This window comes from Falsiphaeobacter marinintestinus, from assembly GCF_007923355.1.
In the GTDB taxonomy this organism is placed as follows: Bacteria; Pseudomonadota; Alphaproteobacteria; order Rhodobacterales; family Rhodobacteraceae; genus Phaeobacter_A; species Phaeobacter_A marinintestinus.
Map to the genome: position 1 here is coordinate 477615 of NZ_VOGO01000003.1, position 16739 is coordinate 494353.

Below are 16739 nucleotides of genomic sequence, written 5' to 3' on the forward strand. Positions count from 1 at the left end.
CCGGTGAAATCAAGGGGGTTATCGTGAAACTTTATTACGCTCGAAACAGCCGCGCGGTGCGGGTTGCATGGTTGTTGGAAGAACTCAATCTCGACTATGAGGTCGAAAAGTTCTCTCTTGGCGACCGTGAGATGCGTGCGCCCGACTACCTGGCCAAAGTGCATCCGATGGGCCGGGTTCCGGCGTTGCAGGACGGGGACGTGATGATGTTCGAATCCGGTGCCATCGTGCAATACGTTCTGGCCCGCCATGGTCAGGGTCGTCTGCAACCGACCGTCGATGCGCCTGAATTCCCGACCTATCTACAATGGTTGCATTATTGTGAAGGCATGATCATGCCGCCGATCAATACCATCGTCGTCGAAACGATCCTGCTTCCGCCCGACCGTCGTAACGAAGTGAACGAAAAGCGCGCCCGAAAGCTGCTGGGCCAGATGCTGAGCGCCGTGGATACCCATATGGAGGGGCGCGACTTTCTGGCAGGTGATTTCAGCGCTGCGGATATCATGACAGGACATTCGGTTGTTATATCGCGCGAAATGCTGAAGATCGATTTCTCGGCGCTGCCCAATCTTGAGGCCTATGCCAACCGGCTTCTGGCGCGCCCGGCCCTGCAAAAAGCGATGACGCTTTAATCACCGATCAAGTTCCAAAAAAATGAAGGGCACCGAGCATACACCCGGTGCCCCTTTTCAAGACTTCAAGCAATCACACTTCAAGCCATTCCTTGCGGACATCTTCACGGGCCCGCAATTCGTCAGGCGTGCCTTCGAACACAACGTGGCCGTGGCCCATCACATAAACCTTGTGGGCGATATCCATGGCGATCGACAGTTTCTGTTCAACCAACAAGGTCGCAATGCCGCGATTTGCGATCTCTTTCAAAAGTTCGGCCACACGTTGCACCATCTGAGGTGACAACCCTTCGGTCGGTTCGTCGATCATGACCAGATCCGGGTCACCGATCAACGTCCGGCACATGGTCAGCATCTGCTGTTCGCCACCCGACAGTACGGATGCCTCGACATCAGCCCGGTTGCGCAGATTCTCGAACATGTTGAACATGTCTTCCATCGACCAGCGGCCCTGTCCGTCCTTCTGACCGGGTTTCAATCCCAGGATCAGGTTCTGACGGGTTGTGAGACCGGGAAAAATGTCGCGGTTCTCAGGCACATACCCAACCCCAAGGTTCGCGATCTCAAAGGCCTTTCGGCCCGCGATTTCCTTGCCCTTGAACATGACCGAACCTTGCGGTTCAACCTCGCCCATAATGGCTTTGCAGGTGGTCGAACGCCCGACCCCATTGCGGCCCAGCAGGGCGACAATTTCACCTTCGGCGATCGAGATATTCACGCCCTGAAGGATATGGGATTTGCCGTAGTATGCGTGCAGATCGGTAACATCCAGCATCAGTGTTCGGCCTCCAATGCTTCGCCCAGATAAGCTTCCTGCACCTTGGAATTGGCGCGGACATCTTCCGGACGACCGGTTGCGATTATTTCCCCGTACACGAGGACCGAGATCTGATCGGCCAGACCAAAGACGACACCCATGTCATGTTCCACCATGATCAGCGTCTTGTTTTCGGTAACCTTGCGGATCAGATCAACGATATAGTCGGTTTCAGAATGGCTCATGCCGGCAGTGGGTTCGTCCAGCATGATCACATCCGCACCACCGGCAATTGTGATCCCGATTTCAAGCGCGCGCTGTTCTGCATAGGACAAGACGCCAGCAGGTAAGTCACGCCGCGCAGTAAGGTTGATTTGCTCCAGAATCTGGTCGGCCCCATCCGTGAGCGCACGACTTTTACTGACCATTGACCAGAAGTTATATTTGTACCCCATCGACCAAAGCAGAGAGCACCGGACGTTTTCGAACACGGTCATCTTGGGAAAGATGTTCGTGATCTGGAATGACCGACTAAGGCCCATCCGGTTGATCTCATAAGGTGCCTTACCGGCCAGATCCTGACCATGCAGGCGAATGTGGCCACTGGTTTGCGGAAAACGTCCTGTAATCAGATTGAAGAGTGTGGATTTGCCCGCGCCATTGGGACCGATGATCGCATGGCGTTCGTTCTGACCAATGGCCAGATCCACACCTCGAATGATCTCGGTCTTGCCAAAGCTTTTGCGCAAGCCGCTAAGTTCAAGTGCTGCGGTCATGCGGCGCCTCCATCGGGTGTATTTGCTTCAGCCCACGCTTCTCGCAGGGACGGAGCGTTGAGGCGCGTCAGATAGAGCGCTCCGAACGTGACGACCAATGCAATGACCCAAGGCAGAATGGCATGGCTGTCGAAAGTGGTCCAAAACACAGTCATTTCATTGTCACCTGTCGCCGCATGACGATAGTGAAACGTCATTTCCACCAAGGCAGACACGCCAAGCACTGCCACCGCGCCCGGAATCAACGTCTTGAAATACGGTAGAACCAACTGCTTCGCCTTGCCGATTTGGAAAACCGGCACATGCATCATGATCAGACCGGCCAACCCGCCAGGGAAGAACATCACTGTGGCCACGAACAGAACCCCTGCATAAAAAGCCCAAAGCTCGGTGTGCAACGAAAGAACAGTCTGCAGCAATGTGAACGCGATGGCCCCGATGATCGGGCCAAAGAAGAAGCCGACACCACCCAGGAAGGTCACCAGAAGGATGACACCTGAAGAAGCTGTGTTCAGGTTCTCTTCGGTCAGGATCTCATAGTTGATGGCGAATAGCCCGCCAGCGATCCCGGCAAAGAAGCCCGAGGCCGCGAAGCTATAGTAGCGGACCCAACGCGCCGAATAGCCCAGAAACTCGGCCCGTTCGGGGTTGTCGCGCACCGCATTGGCCATTCGTCCGATCGGCGTACGTGAGTAGAGGTACATCAGCAGCGCCGATATCATCAGCCATGCCGCGATCAGATAGTATACTTCGATCTGCTGGGCAAAATCGAAACCAAAGAATGGCAGCCCTTCGTCGCGATATCCTGACACGCCTTCCTCGCCGCCGAAAAACACAACGATGATGACGGAACAGGCCGCGATAAGTTCACCGACCCCAAGCGAGATCATGGCAAAAACCGTCCCAGCACTTCGGGTCGAAAAACTACCAACGATCATCGCAAGCCCCATACCGAACAGCCCGCCCACGATGGGCAAGAATGGCATTGGGAAGGGCGCGCCGGTATCCGAAATCAAGTTCATGACATGAACGGCGACAAACCCGCCGACGCCCATATAGACGGCGTGGCCAAAGCTCAGCATTCCGCCCTGCCCCAGCAACATGTTGTAAGCCAGCGCAAAGACGATGGTGATCGACATCTGATTCATGATTGTCAGGGCTGAGCGCGATGGAAACAGGTATGGCATCGCGATCAGGAGCACTGCAGCAATGATCCAGGGTGTTGCACTTATGGTCATAGACCCGGCACGCATGCGCTGTGCAGGCTTTGTCGGGTCGGTTGTGATCTGGTCTTGCTCGCTCATGCGTCACGCTTTCCGAAAAGGCCGTAGGGGCGGAAAATCAGGATGAGCACCATCAGGATATACGGCAGAATGTCCGCAATCTGTGGGCTGGTCACGGTCCAAAGGTCACGCCAAAGGCTATCGCTCAGGTTTTCAGGTGTGGAAAAGCCGATGCCGTTCAGTATGTCCGACATGGCGATGTTATAGGACTTGGCAAACGTGGTGACCCAACCGATCAACAAAGACGCGACCAAAGCCCCCCAAAGGGATCCAAGGCCGCCAATTACGATTGTTACGAAAACGATGGATCCAAGTACAAAAGCCATGCCCGGGAAGGTGCCCAGCACGGGTCCCGCGATCACCCCCGCGACGCCGGCAAGGGCTGTCCCCACTCCAAATACGCCCATGAAGATCAGCGGAACATTGTGGCCCAAGGATTCGACCGTCCGGGGATAGCTGAGCGCGGCTTGAATGATCATGCCTACGCGTGTCCGGGTCAGAACGTACAAAAGCCCGATGAAGATCGCCACGGATATGAAGATCATGAAGATCTTGTAGGCCGGGATCGAATTGCCAGCGATGGCAAAGGCCGTGAAGTTTAACACGTCCGGAACCTGATAGGGCATTTGGTTCTTGCCCCAAATGAATTGCACCAGTTCTTCGATCAACAACGCCAAACCGAACGTAAAAATCAGTTCCGGGACATGCCCGTATTGGTGCACGCGACGCAGGCCGTAACGTTCTACCCCTGCCCCCATGACGCCAACGATAAGGGGTGCGATAAGCAGCCCCATCCAGAACCCCAAAGCAAGACTGATCTGGTAGGCAAAGTAAGCACCCAGCATGTAAAAGCTGGCATGAGCGAAGTTCAGAACTCCCATCATCGAGAAAATCAGGGTGAGACCGGCCGAGAGCATAAACAGCAAAAGGCCCGTCACCAGCCCGTCGATGATATTGACGAGTATGAGGTCCATAGGGCCCCTCCGGTACTAGTAGATGATCGAAAGATGTGCACTGCGTGCGCGCCCTGCCAGAATGACAGGGCGCGCGGAAAGCGGATCCCTTAGGGGCGCTTCATTTCGCAAGTGGTCGGGCTGTCCATGGCGGCCATGGTCACCGTGTTCTCGACGACCAGGCCAAAGCCTGAGTTGTCGTAGTCAAAGGTGATACCGTCATCTGTGTGCGCGTGGATATGCACATCCTGAATCAACTGGTGATCCTGCGGACGCATCATCATCTTGCCGCCCCACAGTCCTTCATGCTCCATACCTTCCAAAGCGTTGGCCACGGCCACAACATCTGTGGCGCTGCCGGCTTCGTTGATGGCTTTTGCAAGCATTTCGATCACGTTGGTGATACGTGCCTGGCTGATATTGCCCTCAGGGTATTTCTCTTTGAAAGCATTATAGTATTCGGTCGCACGCATCGACACGGGAGGGTTGATCTGACCTTCTGCAACAAGGCGCAGGCTGCCCTTGCCGGTTTCACCGAAGGCCGCAGTGATACCATCAGCTGCCGCGTAGTAGGTGAAGATCGGGCCGGTGTAGCCATTTTCAAGAACTGATTTTCCGAGGCCAAGCATGTCAGCGCCCCAGTTGCCAGTAATGACCGCGTCAGCACCCGAGGACACAATCTTACGTGCATAGGGTGTAAAGTCTTTAACCTTACCAATCGGATGCAGTTCGTTACCCACGATTTCGATGTCGGGGCGCTTTTCCGAGATGTTTTTCACTGCGGCTGCAGCAACAGCTTTGCCGAATGAATAGTCCTGACCGATGATGTACACTTTCTTGATGCTGTCATCGCCAGCCATCACGTCTGTCAAAGCATCCATTTTGATGTCGGCGTTTGCATCGAAACGGAAGTGCCAGAAGTTGCATTTGTCGTTCGTCAGTGCCGGATCGACAGCCGAGTAGTTCAGGAATAGAACCCGGTCATCAGGGTTACGGCGGTTATGCTTTTCAATCGCCTCAGTCAAAGCGTTCGCAACACCCGAGCTGTTGCCCTGAGCGATGTAACGGATGCCCTGGTCAATCGCCACCTGCAGCTGAATCAGCGACTCTTTCGGGCTGATTTTGTTGTCGAAGGCGACGATTTCGAACATATCGCCACCAAGAACACCCCCTGCTTCATTCACAAGCCGGTCGGCAGCGAACTCATACTGGTGGAGACCATTGGTGCCGGTGCCGGCAAACGGGCCAGACAGCGGATCGATAAAGGCAATTTTGACGGTGTCTGCCATGGCCGCAGACGCGCTTACAGAAGCTGCCAGCGCAGCCACAAGGCCGAACTTTATTGGATTACGCATTTATTTTCCTCCCTAGACAGGCCCGACATGCTTTTCGCAACTAACGCTAGACCTATGGGGAGCCTTGCACATCCCGGTTTAAAGTCAAGCGTTGCCAGGACCATTTTGACGCAGCCTTACCAGCTCATGTTCCGATGGGCGGGACGCCATTCCGCACAAGTTTCAAAGTCCGAGTTCCAGTCTCTCGTAACATGTCGATTTATGGAGTAAGCAATTGTAAAAATTAACTTTTAATCGCCTTGTACCGTTGGCTGAAACGTTCAGATTCTCATGCCCAGTAAATGGTTTGATACCTGAATTAAGCCGTATACTTACCTTCGACATACAGCTCATGGCTCGAACTTTTTTGCCGGGATATCACTGGTATCCCAGTCAAAACCCGACCCGAGCCGCTCAGATAATATTTCCACGATGTGAAATGGCATTTTGCAGTGCGAGTGATTCTATGGCTCTGCACGGCTCTGGCCTGCTGTCTTGCAGAACGCCCCCCCGGAAAACGCAGATCCGGGAGGTCTTGGTACATCAGATCAGGTGTTCATTTGTCCAACGCCTGAAGCCCACGCTCGGCAAAAGCAGGAACAAAACTGCCCAGCCGGATTGCCCGGTCGGGATTTGATGCATTCCCATCAAGTGCCCGCTTCAAGACGCCTTGAACAATCCCCGCCATGCGGAAAAAACAAAAGCCAAGGTAAAAGCCAAAATCATCGATCCCGTCGATCCCGCGACGTTCGCAATATCTGGCAACAAACTCATCGTCCGACGGCAGGCCCAATGCGGTACGATCAATGCCCGCCATTCCGCGCCCTTCATTTCCCGGAGGCATCTGCCATTGCATAATGACCGAAGCGAGATCGGCATAAGGGTGCCCTATGGTTGAAAGCTCCCAATCCAGCACGGCCAGACAGTCTGAGCCGCTTTTTGCGAACATCATGTTGTCGATACGATAGTCTCCGTGAACCAGCGTCCGCTGCCCGTCATCTTCGGGGATGGCAGCTGTCAGCCGTTCGATCAGGGTGTCCATCGCGGGGACTTTTTCGGTCTCAGAAGCCCGGTACTGTTTGGACCACCGGCCAACCTGACGTTCATAATAGTCCCCCGGAGGGCCATAATCCGACAGGCCGACGGCATTGATATCGACCATGTGCAATTCGGCCAGTACGCGGTTCATTTCATCAATCACCGCAGCACGGGTTGCGTTACTTTCGCCCTCCATCAGCGGGTCGGTGAAATTACGCCCGTCGACATGGTCCATCACGTAAAAGGCCGACCCGATGACATCGTCGTCTTCGCAAAGCAAATGCATCCGCGCCACAGGTACTTTGGTATCTGCCAACGCCTTTTGAACGCGAAACTCGCGATCGACCGCATGGGCAGATTTCAGCAGAACTCCGGGCGGTTTACGCCGCAGAACATAGTTTCGCGCGGGTGTTTTCAGCAGGAATGTCGGATTCGACTGGCCAGTGGCAAACTTCGAAGCTTCAAGAGGTCCCGAATATCCCGGCAGGTTGGCGCTCAGATAAGCGTCTACCGCGTCCAGATCGAGTGTCTGTGTCGATTGGGTCATGCTGTTTCCCCTTCAGCTATAGCTCATCAACCCGGCGCGTTCCGGCGTTGCGAAATGCGGGGTCGAGTTGAATTCATGCAGGAAAAACCGGCTTCCTGAAAAGATGAATTTTGTGATCGAGGTGTTTTTGACCTGCAAATTCAACGTCATCATCATCTTTGGCGGGGCTTCGACGGATTGCGCGGCCAATTGCCCGATAACACCGCCAGAACTGACGACAAGCACACGTTCCGCGCCCTCTGCGGTTGAGAATTTCCGTGCACTTTCAATGCGGTCTGTAAAATCTGACCAGCTCTCCTTGGTACCTTCCAGCCCACCCGCCTGCCAGTCGAACACGGTTTCCCGCAGCGTGCGAAAATGTGTGCGTCGATCATGACGGACGTCATGGGGCATTTCACCGCCATGACGTACCCGCAGCAGATCGTAAAAATCGTATTCATTCCAGCCCGGGTGTTCGTCCGCTGCGCCACTGAACCCCATGAATTCAAGCGTTTTTTTCTGACGCTCCAGAGTTCCTGTGACCATTCGATCCGGCACCCAGTTCATGTCGCGCAGGGCATCGCCAACCGCGACGGACTGTTTTTCGCCCAACGCGCTCAGCTGGTCATAATTGTCCGCGCCAAACGAAGCCTGTCCGTGGCGAATTACCAGAAGTTCTGCCATTTCAGCGCCTTACATCCAATACTTTATTCACCCCAAGGCAATTTCAGCCCTTGGGCATCTGCCGCGCGTTTGGCGAACTTTCGCGTTTGGCCAAAGGCATCCTGCAACTCGGCCTGATTTATCGGATCATTGATCTGATCAAACTGCGCTGCAACGGATTCTGGCGTATTTGTACTTCCTTCCAGAAGGATTCCTTCCGTTTCGTACACTCTTGTTTGCGCAAAACATCCGGCCCCAGCCCCAAGAATAACCCGCGATGGTCCGTCTTCGCTGACAAGGTACAGCAATCCGGGCGTGATCTTTTCCGGGGCCAGCAATTCCAGCGCTTGCGGCGGAAGCAGTTCTTCGGTCATCCGCGTCGCCGCCGTCGGAGCGAGTGTATTGACCCGAATGTCGTCGCGCGCGCCTTCCAGATGCAGCACGTTCATCAGCCCGACCATTGCAGCCTTGGCCGCGCCATAGTTCGCCTGCCCGAAATTGCCGTAGATCCCCGAGGCAGACGACGTCAGAACGATGCGACCGTATTTCTGTTCGCGCATGATCGGCCAGCAGGCATGGCAACACGTCGCGCTGCCCATCAGATGCACGTCGACCACTTTGCGGAAATCGTCGAGTGACATTTTGGAAAACGTCTTGTCGCGAAGAATCCCGGCATTGTTCACGAGGACATCGATGCGCCCCCATTGCTTCATGGTCTGATCGACCATGTCGCGCACCTGCTCTTCGTTTGACACGTCGGCCCCATGGGCAAACGCCTCGCCTCCGGCGGCGCGGATTTCGTCGACCACAGAGTTTGCGGCGTCAGACGATCCACCCTCGCCCGATGTCGACACACCGAGATCGTTAATCACAACCTTTGCACCGCGCGCCGCCAGCCCCAAGGCGTGGCTTCGGCCCAGACCAACGCCAGCGCCAGTGACAATGGCCACGCGGCCATCAAATCGGATATCCATGATACGCTCCCTCAGTCTATTCGAAGATGTGGCCGCCGGTGGACACGTTGATCCCGCCGGAAACCGGCAAAACAGCACCCGTCAGATACGCACCACCGCGCCCGCACAGAAATTGCATGCACCCGGCGATGTCTTCGGCACGACCCACACGACCCAACGGCACCCCTTTGGCAACATGACTTTGTTGGTCGTCGCCCGTCATTGCAAAGGCAGTCATTTTGGATTCGAACGGCCCCGGCGCCAACGCGTTGACAGTGATGTGTCGTCCGGCCAGTTCCTTGCCCATGATTTTGGTCAGGTGCAGCACGGCTGCCTTTGACGCGGCATAGCTGTAAGCCCCGTCGCCCATCGGAACTTCGCCCATGACAGACCCGACATTGATAACGCGGGCCGGATCACCCACCGAGCCTTTGAGCATCGGAAGCAAATCCTGCGTCAATTGAAACAGGCCCGCGACATTCAGATCCATGACCTTGCCCCAGCCAGCGAATGGGAATTCGCCCATCGGTGCACCCCATGTGCGACCCGCATTATTCATCAGAATATCAAGAGTTTCCGTGCGATTCTTGACTTCGTCAATCAAGGCCGCGATCCCGGCCTCGGTGGCGACGTCACCTGCAAATCCTTCGGCAGACCCTGGCGCATCCAGTGCGTTCAATTCTGCGGCCACAGCTTCGCAAGCCTCGCCCTTGCGGCTGGCGATCAGCACACGGGCACCTGCACATACCAACCCTTCGGCTGCCATGCGACCGATGCCGGTGGCGCCGCCCGTGACCAATGCAGTCTTACCTGCCAGAGAAAACAAATTATCCGGTGTCATCATAGGTTCAAAACCCTCTGAGATGTGCGACTTTGCGCGCGTGATACCCATAGTCGCCAAGCCATTCGGCGGTAACGCGGGCCCGTTTCATATAGAAACCCATGTCGAATGCATCTGTCATGCCAATGCCGCCATGCATCTGTACGCCTTCCTGCACGGCCAATTGCACCGTCGCAGTCGCCCGTGCTTTGGCCAGTGACACTGCAAGTTCGGCCTCGTCGGGGTTTTCGTCCAACTGTCGACCTGCATTCATGATGGCAGAGGCAGTGACTTCTGTCTCGCTCCACAAATGTGCGGCGCGATGCTGAAGGGCCTGAAACCGCCCGATTTCGACGCCGAACTGCTTGCGTTCTTTCAAGTATTCGACCGTCATGCCAAACGCCCCGGCGGCAGCGCCCGCCATTTCGGCGGCCAGCGCGGCCTGTCCGGCCTGAAGTGCGGGTTTCAGAACGCTCATCGCATCGTCGACCGTTCCCAGAACGTCGTCGCCGGTGGCGTCGACATCGGTGAATGTAACACGCGCTGCATCCCGACTGTCTATCATTGCGGTGGTGTCGCGTTTGATCCCGGTGCGGTCAGTGGGGAGATCGAACAGGGTCAGACCATCACCGGTGTTGGCAAGAACCAACAGGCGATCCGCCAGACCGCCGTCGACAACAAAGCCCTTGGTGCCGTTCAAGCGAAATCCATTGCCGACCTTTTTAGCCTGCATTTCAGAGGCTTCCGGGGCGAACTTGTTCGTTTCATCTACGGCGAGCGCATAGATCATTTCACCCGAGGCGATCTTGGCCAGCGCCGCATTGGCGCGATCATCAGCAACCTGTTTCAGCGCCGTCGCTGCGATGACAGCAGTCGAAATGAACGGGCTTGAGACCAGCGTTTTACCCAACTCTTCGGCCAGAACACAGGCCGCAGCCGCGCCCATATCAGCGCCGCCAGCGGATTCCGGCACCATGATGCCAGCCCAGCCCATATCGGACATGTCTTTCCACAAGGCGGGATCGTGGGTCTTGCCTGCATCTCTGAGGCCGCGCAGATGCGACACGGGGGCAGCGCCATCCAGAAAGCCGCGCGCGGCGTCGGCCAGCATGACCTCTTCTTCGGTTCGTACCAGTTTTGCCATGTCTTTTACCCCGGAAGTCCCAGAACGCGTTTCGACAGGATGCTGAGCATCACTTCGGATGTGCCGCCCTCGATCGAGTTCGCTTTCGTGCGCAACCAGTGCGGTGCGCGCCCATCTTCCCATTCCAGCGCATCACTGCCGCCCGCCGCCATGACCAGCTCGTGCCGGGTCTTGTTGAGCTCGGTGCCCATGTATTTCAGCATTGCAGACGCATCGCCAACGCCTTGGCCGGATTCGGCCATGTCCTTGTAGCGCTCGATGGTCAGACCGATGGACAGCGCATCGACTTCGGCCCGCATCGCATCGGCGTGCAGGATCGGGTCGGACAATCCACCGACCTCGTCATTCAGGATCGCGCCAAAGGCCCGGCCGCCACCGGACAGACCTGCGCCGCCGGCCGAGATCATCTCGCGTTCATGGGTCAGCAAGTATTTGGCAACGTCCCACCCGCGATTGACCTCGCCCACCACATTGCCGATAGGGGTTTTCACGTCGTCAAAGAAGGTCTCGCAAAATGGCGAAGAGCCCGAGATCAGCTGGATCGGGCGGGTTGTGACGCCTTCGTTCTCCATATTGATCAGAATGAACGAAATCCCTTTGTGCTTGGGGGCCTCACGATCCGTGCGGATCAGCGCAAAGATCCAGTCGGCTTTGTCGGCGTAGGACGTCCAGATCTTCTGGCCGTTGATCAGCCAGTGATCACCTTTGTCTTCGCCTTTGCTTTGCACATTTGCCAGGTCCGACCCTGCGCCGGGTTCGGAATAGCCCTGGCACCAGCGGACTTCGCCACGTGCGATGGGCGGCAGGTATTCAAGCTTTTGTTCTTCGGTTCCGAACTGCAAAAGTGCCGGGCCAAGCATCCAGATACCAAAGCTTTGCAGCGGCGGACGCGCGTTGATGCGGCCCATTTCGTCCTGCAGGATCTTTTCCTGATCGCGGCTCAGACCCGCTCCACCGTAGGCAGTCGGCCATTTGGGAACCGTCAACCCAGCCGCTGATGCACGATCCAACCAGGTTTTTTGTGCATCTGACGTAAAGTTCCAGTTCTTGCCGCCCCAACAGATGGTACGCTCGGTTATCGCGCCGTCACGCATTTCTTCGGGGCAATTTGCCTCCAGCCAGTCGCGAATCTCTTCGCGGAACACGGACAAGTCCTTGCTGAACTGCGTCATGCTCCTCCCCTTTCATGATCGCTTATTTTTCGCATTGCAGAATTGCATTTCGAAAGTGAGTTGACAACAACGTTCTGCGTAAGGATGACTCCTTCCGACGCGCCGTCATTTGGTGCAACAGGGAGAGAGACCATGAAAGCCATGCTAAGCACCGCCCCCGGCGGTCCTGAAACCCTTGAACTAACAGACCTTCCCGATCTGGAACCCAAGAAAGGCCAACTTGTTGTGCGGGTTCGCGCAGCCGGTCTGAACTTCCCGGACACACTGATGATCCGGGATCTGTACCAGATGAAACCGCCGCGCCCCTTTGCGCCAGGTGGTGAGATCGCGGGTGACGTGATTGCCGTGGGTGAAGGTGTCAAAGGCTATACCGAAGGCGATAGAGTTCTGGCCCTGACTGGTTTTGGCGGTTTCGCCACCCAGATTTATGTCGATCCGATGCGCGCCGTGAAGATCCCCGACGGCATGCCATATGAGGATGCCGCCTGTTTCATCTTTACCTATGGCACGTCACTGCATGCGCTGAAGGATCGGGCGGACCTGAAAGCCGGGGAATCGCTGTTGATTCTGGGTGCGGCTGGCGGTGTTGGTGCGGCTGCTATTGAGCTTGGCAAAGCCATGGGCGCGAAGGTTATCGCGGCTGTTTCGTCCGAGGAAAAGGCCGCGTTCTGCCGCAAGATCGGGGCCGATGAAACCATCGTTTACCCGCGTGAACTGGACCGTGACGCTCAAAAAGCCTTGTCGAGTGAAATCAAGAAACTGGCCGGGGGCGAAGGTGTTGATGTTGTGTATGACGCCGTTGGTGGTGCGTATGCCGAGCCCGCTGTGCGCGCGTTGGCCTGGGAAGGTCGTTTCCTTGTCGTGGGCTTCCCTGCCGGCATCCCCAAGCTGCCGTTGAACCTGACGCTGCTGAAAGGATGTCAGGTTGTTGGCGTGTTCTGGGGCGCTGCGGTCGCTCGAGACCCCAAGGGCCACGCCGCAAATGTCGGTCAATTGTTCCAGTGGTATGCCGAGGGCAAGATCAAACCGCAGATCAGCGCACGTTACCCGCTGGATCAGGCGGCTGACGCACTAAACCTGATGCAAGACCGCAAGGTCATGGGCAAAGTGGTGCTTGAGATCGACTGAGCCGGATCACTCCAGATGCGCGCAGTCGTTGAACCCCCTGATCGTCATGACCTCGCCCAATATGACCAGGCGGCTGATGGAACCATTGGCCGCCCCGGTGAAGGCGAAGGGTGCGCTGCCGCTGGCCACGGCCATAGCAGCACCGATGACGCCGCCATGCACGAACACGGCCACGCGTTCGTCGGCATGGGCCTGCGCGATGCGCAACAGCCCGGCCCGAACACGGGCCTGCAACTGCGCCGTGGTTTCCGCGCCGGGGATTTCACCCCATTCCTGATTTTCCCGCGCGCGCTGAAATTCAGGAGCATCTTCGGCGGCCTTGATCCGGTACAATCCGCCATCCCAGTCGCCCAGATGAACTTCACGCAAATCGGCCTCGATCCGTGGGGTCAGGCCCAGATGGGCCGCCAAAGGTGCAGCGGTTTGATGGGTCCGCTGCAACGTAGTGACATAGATCGCGTCAAACGCTTCGCCTTTCAGACGTTCACCTACGGCCAAAGCCTGCGCCTCGCCATTGGGATGCAGGGCCGGATCGCCATGCCCGTCTTTCATCGGAAAAGACACGCCGGGACGCGCTGGCATGCTTTCGCCATGTCGGATCAGCAGAAGATCGGCGGCCCCTTTGGGCGGTTGGTACACATGCTGTCGGTATTCCTGAGCCATTCTGGGGCCTCCTGCCATGCCGGGGTATTCCGCACGCTACTGAGTGGCACACAAAGCGCAAGCGCCCATATTCATCTTCATCCGAAAGGTTTTTCGACATGACTAATCGACAGGTCCGCGTGACCGAACTGCCCAAAGGCACACTGAAACAGGACAATTTTGAATTGACCGAGGCAGACATGCCAGCGGTTCAGGACGGTCAGGTCTTGGTCAAGACGACGCTGATTTCAATCGATGCCGCGATGCGCGCCTGGATGCAGGGCGCCACGTACCGCGCACCGGTCAAACCGGGCGATGCGATGCCCTGTTATGCGATCAGCGAAGTTGTCGACGGCAACGGAACCAAGTTCCAGTCTGGCGATCTAGTGGCTGGGGAATCGGTTTGGGCAGACTATGCCGCCCTGCCCGCGCGCGGATTAATGAAACTGCCCAAGGTCGAGCCGCTGTCTCATTTGATGAGTGTTTATGGCATTGCTGGTAAAACCGCATTTCACGGGTTGGTTAACGTCGGTCGCGTGATCGCTGGCGAAACGGTTCTGGTGTCGGCCGCAGCCGGATCGGTTGGCGGATTTGTGGGACAGATCGCCAAAGCGTTTGGCTGCCGGGTTGTCGGTATCGCGGGTGGACCCGAGAAATGCGCCTGGGTGACAGAGGAATTGGGATTTGATGCCTGTGTGGATTACCGCGACCCCGGCATGTTCAAGGCCCTACGCGCCGCCTGCCCCGATGGTGTGGATGTCTATTTCGATAACGTCGGCGGACAGGTTCTGGAAACGGCCCTGTTCGTGATGAACGAACGCGGACGTGTCGTGTGTTGCGGAGCGGTCAGCCAGTACGACACCGACGCCGCCACAGGCCCGCGTAACCTGCCCGGCCTGGTCGTGGTCAAACGCCTGCGCATGGAAGGGTTCATCGTCATGGATTTTGTCCGCGAGGATGCAGCTGCCCTGCGTGCATTGCAGACATGGGTGGCGTCGGGCCAGATCAAGGTGACCGAAGACATCGTTGAGGGGCTTGAAAACGCACCTGCGGCCCTGATTGGGCTTCTGGCAGGCGAAAACAAAGGCAAGCGCATGGTCCGCGTCGCCGCAGACCCGTCATAACACAACACAGAGAGGGAATTTCATGACTGCCATCGAAAACGCGCGTGCCGCACTGGAAGCAAAAATCGGCGACGAAGTCGGCGTGGCGAACTGGATCACCGTCGACCAGCCGATGATCGACGCCTTCGCCAAGATCACGCATGACGACCAGTGGATTCATATCGATCCTGAACGCGCGGCTGCGGAAACGCCGTTTGGCGGCGCCATTGCACACGGTTTCCTGACGTTGTCTTTGGCCAGCCGGTTTGCCTATGACGTACTGAAACCGATGCCGGGAACCGTGATGGGCATCAACTATGGCTTCGACAAACTTCGGTTTCTGTCGCCAGTGCTGGCCGGATCGCGTGTGCGCGGGCGGTTCGTGCTGAAATCGGTGATCCAAAAATCGGCCACCAACCTGTTGCGCACAGTCGAGTTGACGATCCAGATCGAAGGACAGGAAAAACCGGCTCTGATCGCCGATTGGTTGGGGATGATCGTTTTCGGCGAAGAGAGTTAAGCAAGACACATCAAGCCGCAAACTTTGGTCCAAGTCGCAGCCGAATCTGGACAACATGTCTTTGCGTTGATTAAGCTTGGTAAGGTATGGGGAAATAAACCGAAAATGCGGCAAGGCCCGGCACTCTCCTGGCCGGTCGCGACGGTTGCTTTGTGTTGTGTTCCAGATGTTACCCGACAGCGTTCCGAGGATTCGGGACGCTTTCGATGGCACTTCTGAACGGCGCGAATGATCTTCCCCACGTAGGGGGATGGTATTATGATGGATCTGCGCGAATATCTGCACTTCGTCACCAATGTTCAGAGTCTTGAAGAACTATGGGACGCCCACACCCGACAAATGAATCACTATGGTTTTGACCGCCTGATTTACGGGTACACACGCTATCGTACGGGAACTTCGCTTGGGGACCCTGATGATTTCATCGTTCTCAGCAATCACAGTGCGGAATACCTGCAAGGGTTCCTGCATGAGGGTCTGTATTTTCACGCCCCCATGCTGCACTGGGCGCTTGATCATGAGGGCGCAAGCAGTTGGGCGACCCTTGCGAACCGGTTTCAGGACGGCAATTTGACACCCGAAGAACTTAAGGTGATGGAATTCAACCTTAAAATGCAGGTCACTGCCGGGTACACGGTCAGCTTCAGATCGGTTTCCATCCGCTCAAAGGGCGCGATATCTTTGGCCGGGCGACACGGCTTGACACAGCACGAAATAGACCAGACCTGGGCAGAGCATGGCGACGATATCCTGTTGATGAACAATTTCGCCCATCTGAAAATCCTGACCTTGCCCTTTTCCGCCCCCAGCCGCGCGTTGACAAAACGCCAGCGCGAAGCGCTGGAATGGGTTGGTGACGGAAAAACGACGCAGGACATCGCGTTGCTGATGGGGCTTACCTCGGCAACCGTCGAAAAGCATCTTCGTCTGGCCCGGGAGTCACTTTCGGTTGAGACGACGGCACAGGCTGTTCTGAAGGCGGCTCTGCAAAACCAGATGTTCGTGGTCGAGACGTAAAAACCGCTGACCAAGCCATCCAGAACAGCGCAGCCTTTAAGCTTGTGAAATTTATTTTGTTATATTTCAGTATATTAACGCAAAAATCGGTGAGAATTACCTAAGGTAAGGAATACATTACTTTCCGAACTCGGCAAGAAATCGCAATCTGGTGTTGTTCCGTGAGTGGTGGCTTAAAGCCAGGGAACATCGGGAAAAGAACCTTGCTATTTCAAGGCCCTCTGACCTGTCCGGCTTAGGTGTGTATTGATCCACATCCCGAGCCGGAGCATTTT

17 protein-coding genes are annotated in these 16739 nt (G+C 56.3%); 5 read left to right on the plus strand and 12 right to left on the minus strand.

The window, feature by feature from the left end:
* Positions 1 to 23 precede the first annotated feature (23 nt).
* Positions 24 to 635, plus strand: coding sequence for a glutathione S-transferase family protein (locus FOY56_RS09500; protein WP_146345595.1), 612 nt, complete (start codon positions 24 to 26; stop codon positions 633 to 635).
* Positions 636 to 708: 73 nt separating this feature from the next.
* On the opposite strand, the gene FOY56_RS09505 is transcribed toward FOY56_RS09500, so the two are convergent.
* From FOY56_RS09505 to FOY56_RS09555, 11 genes are all read right to left on the minus strand, one after another.
* Positions 709 to 1413, minus strand: coding sequence for an ABC transporter ATP-binding protein (locus FOY56_RS09505; RefSeq protein WP_222434973.1), 705 nt, complete (start codon positions 1411 to 1413; stop codon positions 709 to 711).
* Positions 1410 to 2168 carry an ABC transporter ATP-binding protein gene (locus FOY56_RS09510; RefSeq protein WP_146345597.1) on the minus strand — a complete coding sequence of 253 codons (759 nt, stop codon included), beginning with the start codon at positions 2166 to 2168 and terminating at the stop codon, positions 1410 to 1412. Before FOY56_RS09510 ends, FOY56_RS09505 begins: the two co-directional genes overlap by 4 nt.
* A complete protein-coding gene (locus tag FOY56_RS09515) occupies positions 2165 to 3472 on the minus strand; it encodes a branched-chain amino acid ABC transporter permease (protein ID WP_146345598.1) in 1308 nt (435 codons plus the stop codon). Before FOY56_RS09515 ends, FOY56_RS09510 begins: the two co-directional genes overlap by 4 nt.
* On the minus strand, positions 3469 to 4425 hold the full coding sequence (locus FOY56_RS09520) for a branched-chain amino acid ABC transporter permease (RefSeq protein ID WP_146345599.1): 957 nt from the start codon (positions 4423 to 4425) through the stop codon (positions 3469 to 3471). The genes FOY56_RS09515 and FOY56_RS09520 overlap by 4 nt, the downstream gene beginning before the upstream one ends.
* A gap of 89 nt (positions 4426 to 4514) precedes the next feature.
* Positions 4515 to 5732 carry a branched-chain amino acid ABC transporter substrate-binding protein gene (locus tag FOY56_RS09525; protein WP_342779783.1) on the minus strand — a complete coding sequence of 406 codons (1218 nt, stop codon included), beginning with the start codon at positions 5730 to 5732 and terminating at the stop codon, positions 4515 to 4517.
* 562 nt (positions 5733 to 6294) lie between these two features.
* On the minus strand, positions 6295 to 7323 hold the full coding sequence (locus FOY56_RS09530) for a phosphotransferase family protein (RefSeq protein ID WP_146345601.1): 1029 nt from the start codon (positions 7321 to 7323) through the stop codon (positions 6295 to 6297).
* A 12-nt stretch (positions 7324 to 7335) separates the two neighbouring features.
* Positions 7336 to 7986 (minus strand): histidine phosphatase family protein, encoded by a 651-nt coding sequence (locus FOY56_RS09535; protein WP_146345602.1) that lies wholly within the window; start codon positions 7984 to 7986, stop codon positions 7336 to 7338.
* 23 nt (positions 7987 to 8009) lie between these two features.
* Complete coding sequence (locus tag FOY56_RS09540) at positions 8010 to 8939, minus strand: SDR family NAD(P)-dependent oxidoreductase (RefSeq protein WP_146345603.1); 930 nt, start codon at positions 8937 to 8939, stop codon at positions 8010 to 8012.
* A gap of 16 nt (positions 8940 to 8955) precedes the next feature.
* Entirely contained in the window at positions 8956 to 9759 is an 804-nt protein-coding gene (locus FOY56_RS09545; RefSeq protein WP_146345682.1) for an SDR family NAD(P)-dependent oxidoreductase, read from the minus strand.
* A 7-nt stretch (positions 9760 to 9766) separates the two neighbouring features.
* A complete protein-coding gene (locus FOY56_RS09550) occupies positions 9767 to 10882 on the minus strand; it encodes an acyl-CoA dehydrogenase family protein (RefSeq protein WP_186766294.1) in 1116 nt (371 codons plus the stop codon).
* A gap of 5 nt (positions 10883 to 10887) precedes the next feature.
* Positions 10888 to 12054 (minus strand): acyl-CoA dehydrogenase family protein, encoded by a 1167-nt coding sequence (locus FOY56_RS09555; RefSeq protein WP_146345604.1) that lies wholly within the window; start codon positions 12052 to 12054, stop codon positions 10888 to 10890.
* A gap of 132 nt (positions 12055 to 12186) precedes the next feature.
* Between FOY56_RS09555 and FOY56_RS09560 the strand changes: the two genes are divergently transcribed.
* On the plus strand, positions 12187 to 13182 hold the full coding sequence (locus tag FOY56_RS09560; protein ID WP_146345605.1) for an NADPH:quinone oxidoreductase family protein: 996 nt from the start codon (positions 12187 to 12189) through the stop codon (positions 13180 to 13182).
* Positions 13183 to 13188: 6 nt separating this feature from the next.
* On the opposite strand, the gene FOY56_RS09565 is transcribed toward FOY56_RS09560, so the two are convergent.
* A complete protein-coding gene (locus tag FOY56_RS09565) occupies positions 13189 to 13845 on the minus strand; it encodes a histidine phosphatase family protein (protein ID WP_146345606.1) in 657 nt (218 codons plus the stop codon).
* A gap of 98 nt (positions 13846 to 13943) precedes the next feature.
* Between FOY56_RS09565 and FOY56_RS09570 the strand changes: the two genes are divergently transcribed.
* From FOY56_RS09570 to FOY56_RS09580, 3 genes are all read left to right on the plus strand, one after another.
* Positions 13944 to 14948: an NADP-dependent oxidoreductase gene (locus FOY56_RS09570; RefSeq protein ID WP_146345607.1), complete on the plus strand. Its 1005-nt coding sequence runs from the start codon at positions 13944 to 13946 to the stop codon at positions 14946 to 14948.
* A 22-nt stretch (positions 14949 to 14970) separates the two neighbouring features.
* Positions 14971 to 15447, plus strand: coding sequence for a MaoC family dehydratase (locus FOY56_RS09575; protein WP_146345608.1), 477 nt, complete (start codon positions 14971 to 14973; stop codon positions 15445 to 15447).
* A 261-nt stretch (positions 15448 to 15708) separates the two neighbouring features.
* Entirely contained in the window at positions 15709 to 16464 is a 756-nt protein-coding gene (locus FOY56_RS09580) for a helix-turn-helix transcriptional regulator (RefSeq protein WP_146345684.1), read from the plus strand.
* Positions 16465 to 16739 lie beyond the last annotated feature (275 nt).

Coding starts and splice junctions, on each gene's coding strand:
- FOY56_RS09550 (WP_186766294.1), bottom strand. CDS start 10,882: ATGGCAAAACTGGTACGAACCGAAGAAGAGGTCATGCTGGCCGACGCC.
- FOY56_RS09575 (WP_146345608.1), top strand. CDS start 14,971: ATGACTGCCATCGAAAACGCGCGTGCCGCACTGGAAGCAAAAATCGGC.
- FOY56_RS09530 (WP_146345601.1), bottom strand. CDS start 7,323: ATGACCCAATCGACACAGACACTCGATCTGGACGCGGTAGACGCTTAT.
- FOY56_RS09560 (WP_146345605.1), top strand. CDS start 12,187: ATGAAAGCCATGCTAAGCACCGCCCCCGGCGGTCCTGAAACCCTTGAA.
- FOY56_RS09545 (WP_146345682.1), bottom strand. CDS start 9,759: ATGACACCGGATAATTTGTTTTCTCTGGCAGGTAAGACTGCATTGGTC.
- FOY56_RS09580 (WP_146345684.1), top strand. CDS start 15,709: ATGGATCTGCGCGAATATCTGCACTTCGTCACCAATGTTCAGAGTCTT.
- FOY56_RS09520 (WP_146345599.1), bottom strand. CDS start 4,425: ATGGACCTCATACTCGTCAATATCATCGACGGGCTGGTGACGGGCCTT.
- FOY56_RS09535 (WP_146345602.1), bottom strand. CDS start 7,986: ATGGCAGAACTTCTGGTAATTCGCCACGGACAGGCTTCGTTTGGCGCG.
- FOY56_RS09540 (WP_146345603.1), bottom strand. CDS start 8,939: ATGGATATCCGATTTGATGGCCGCGTGGCCATTGTCACTGGCGCTGGC.
- FOY56_RS09515 (WP_146345598.1), bottom strand. CDS start 3,472: ATGAGCGAGCAAGACCAGATCACAACCGACCCGACAAAGCCTGCACAG.
- FOY56_RS09510 (WP_146345597.1), bottom strand. CDS start 2,168: ATGACCGCAGCACTTGAACTTAGCGGCTTGCGCAAAAGCTTTGGCAAG.
- FOY56_RS09570 (WP_146345607.1), top strand. CDS start 13,944: ATGACTAATCGACAGGTCCGCGTGACCGAACTGCCCAAAGGCACACTG.
- FOY56_RS09565 (WP_146345606.1), bottom strand. CDS start 13,845: ATGGCTCAGGAATACCGACAGCATGTGTACCAACCGCCCAAAGGGGCC.
- FOY56_RS09555 (WP_146345604.1), bottom strand. CDS start 12,054: ATGACGCAGTTCAGCAAGGACTTGTCCGTGTTCCGCGAAGAGATTCGC.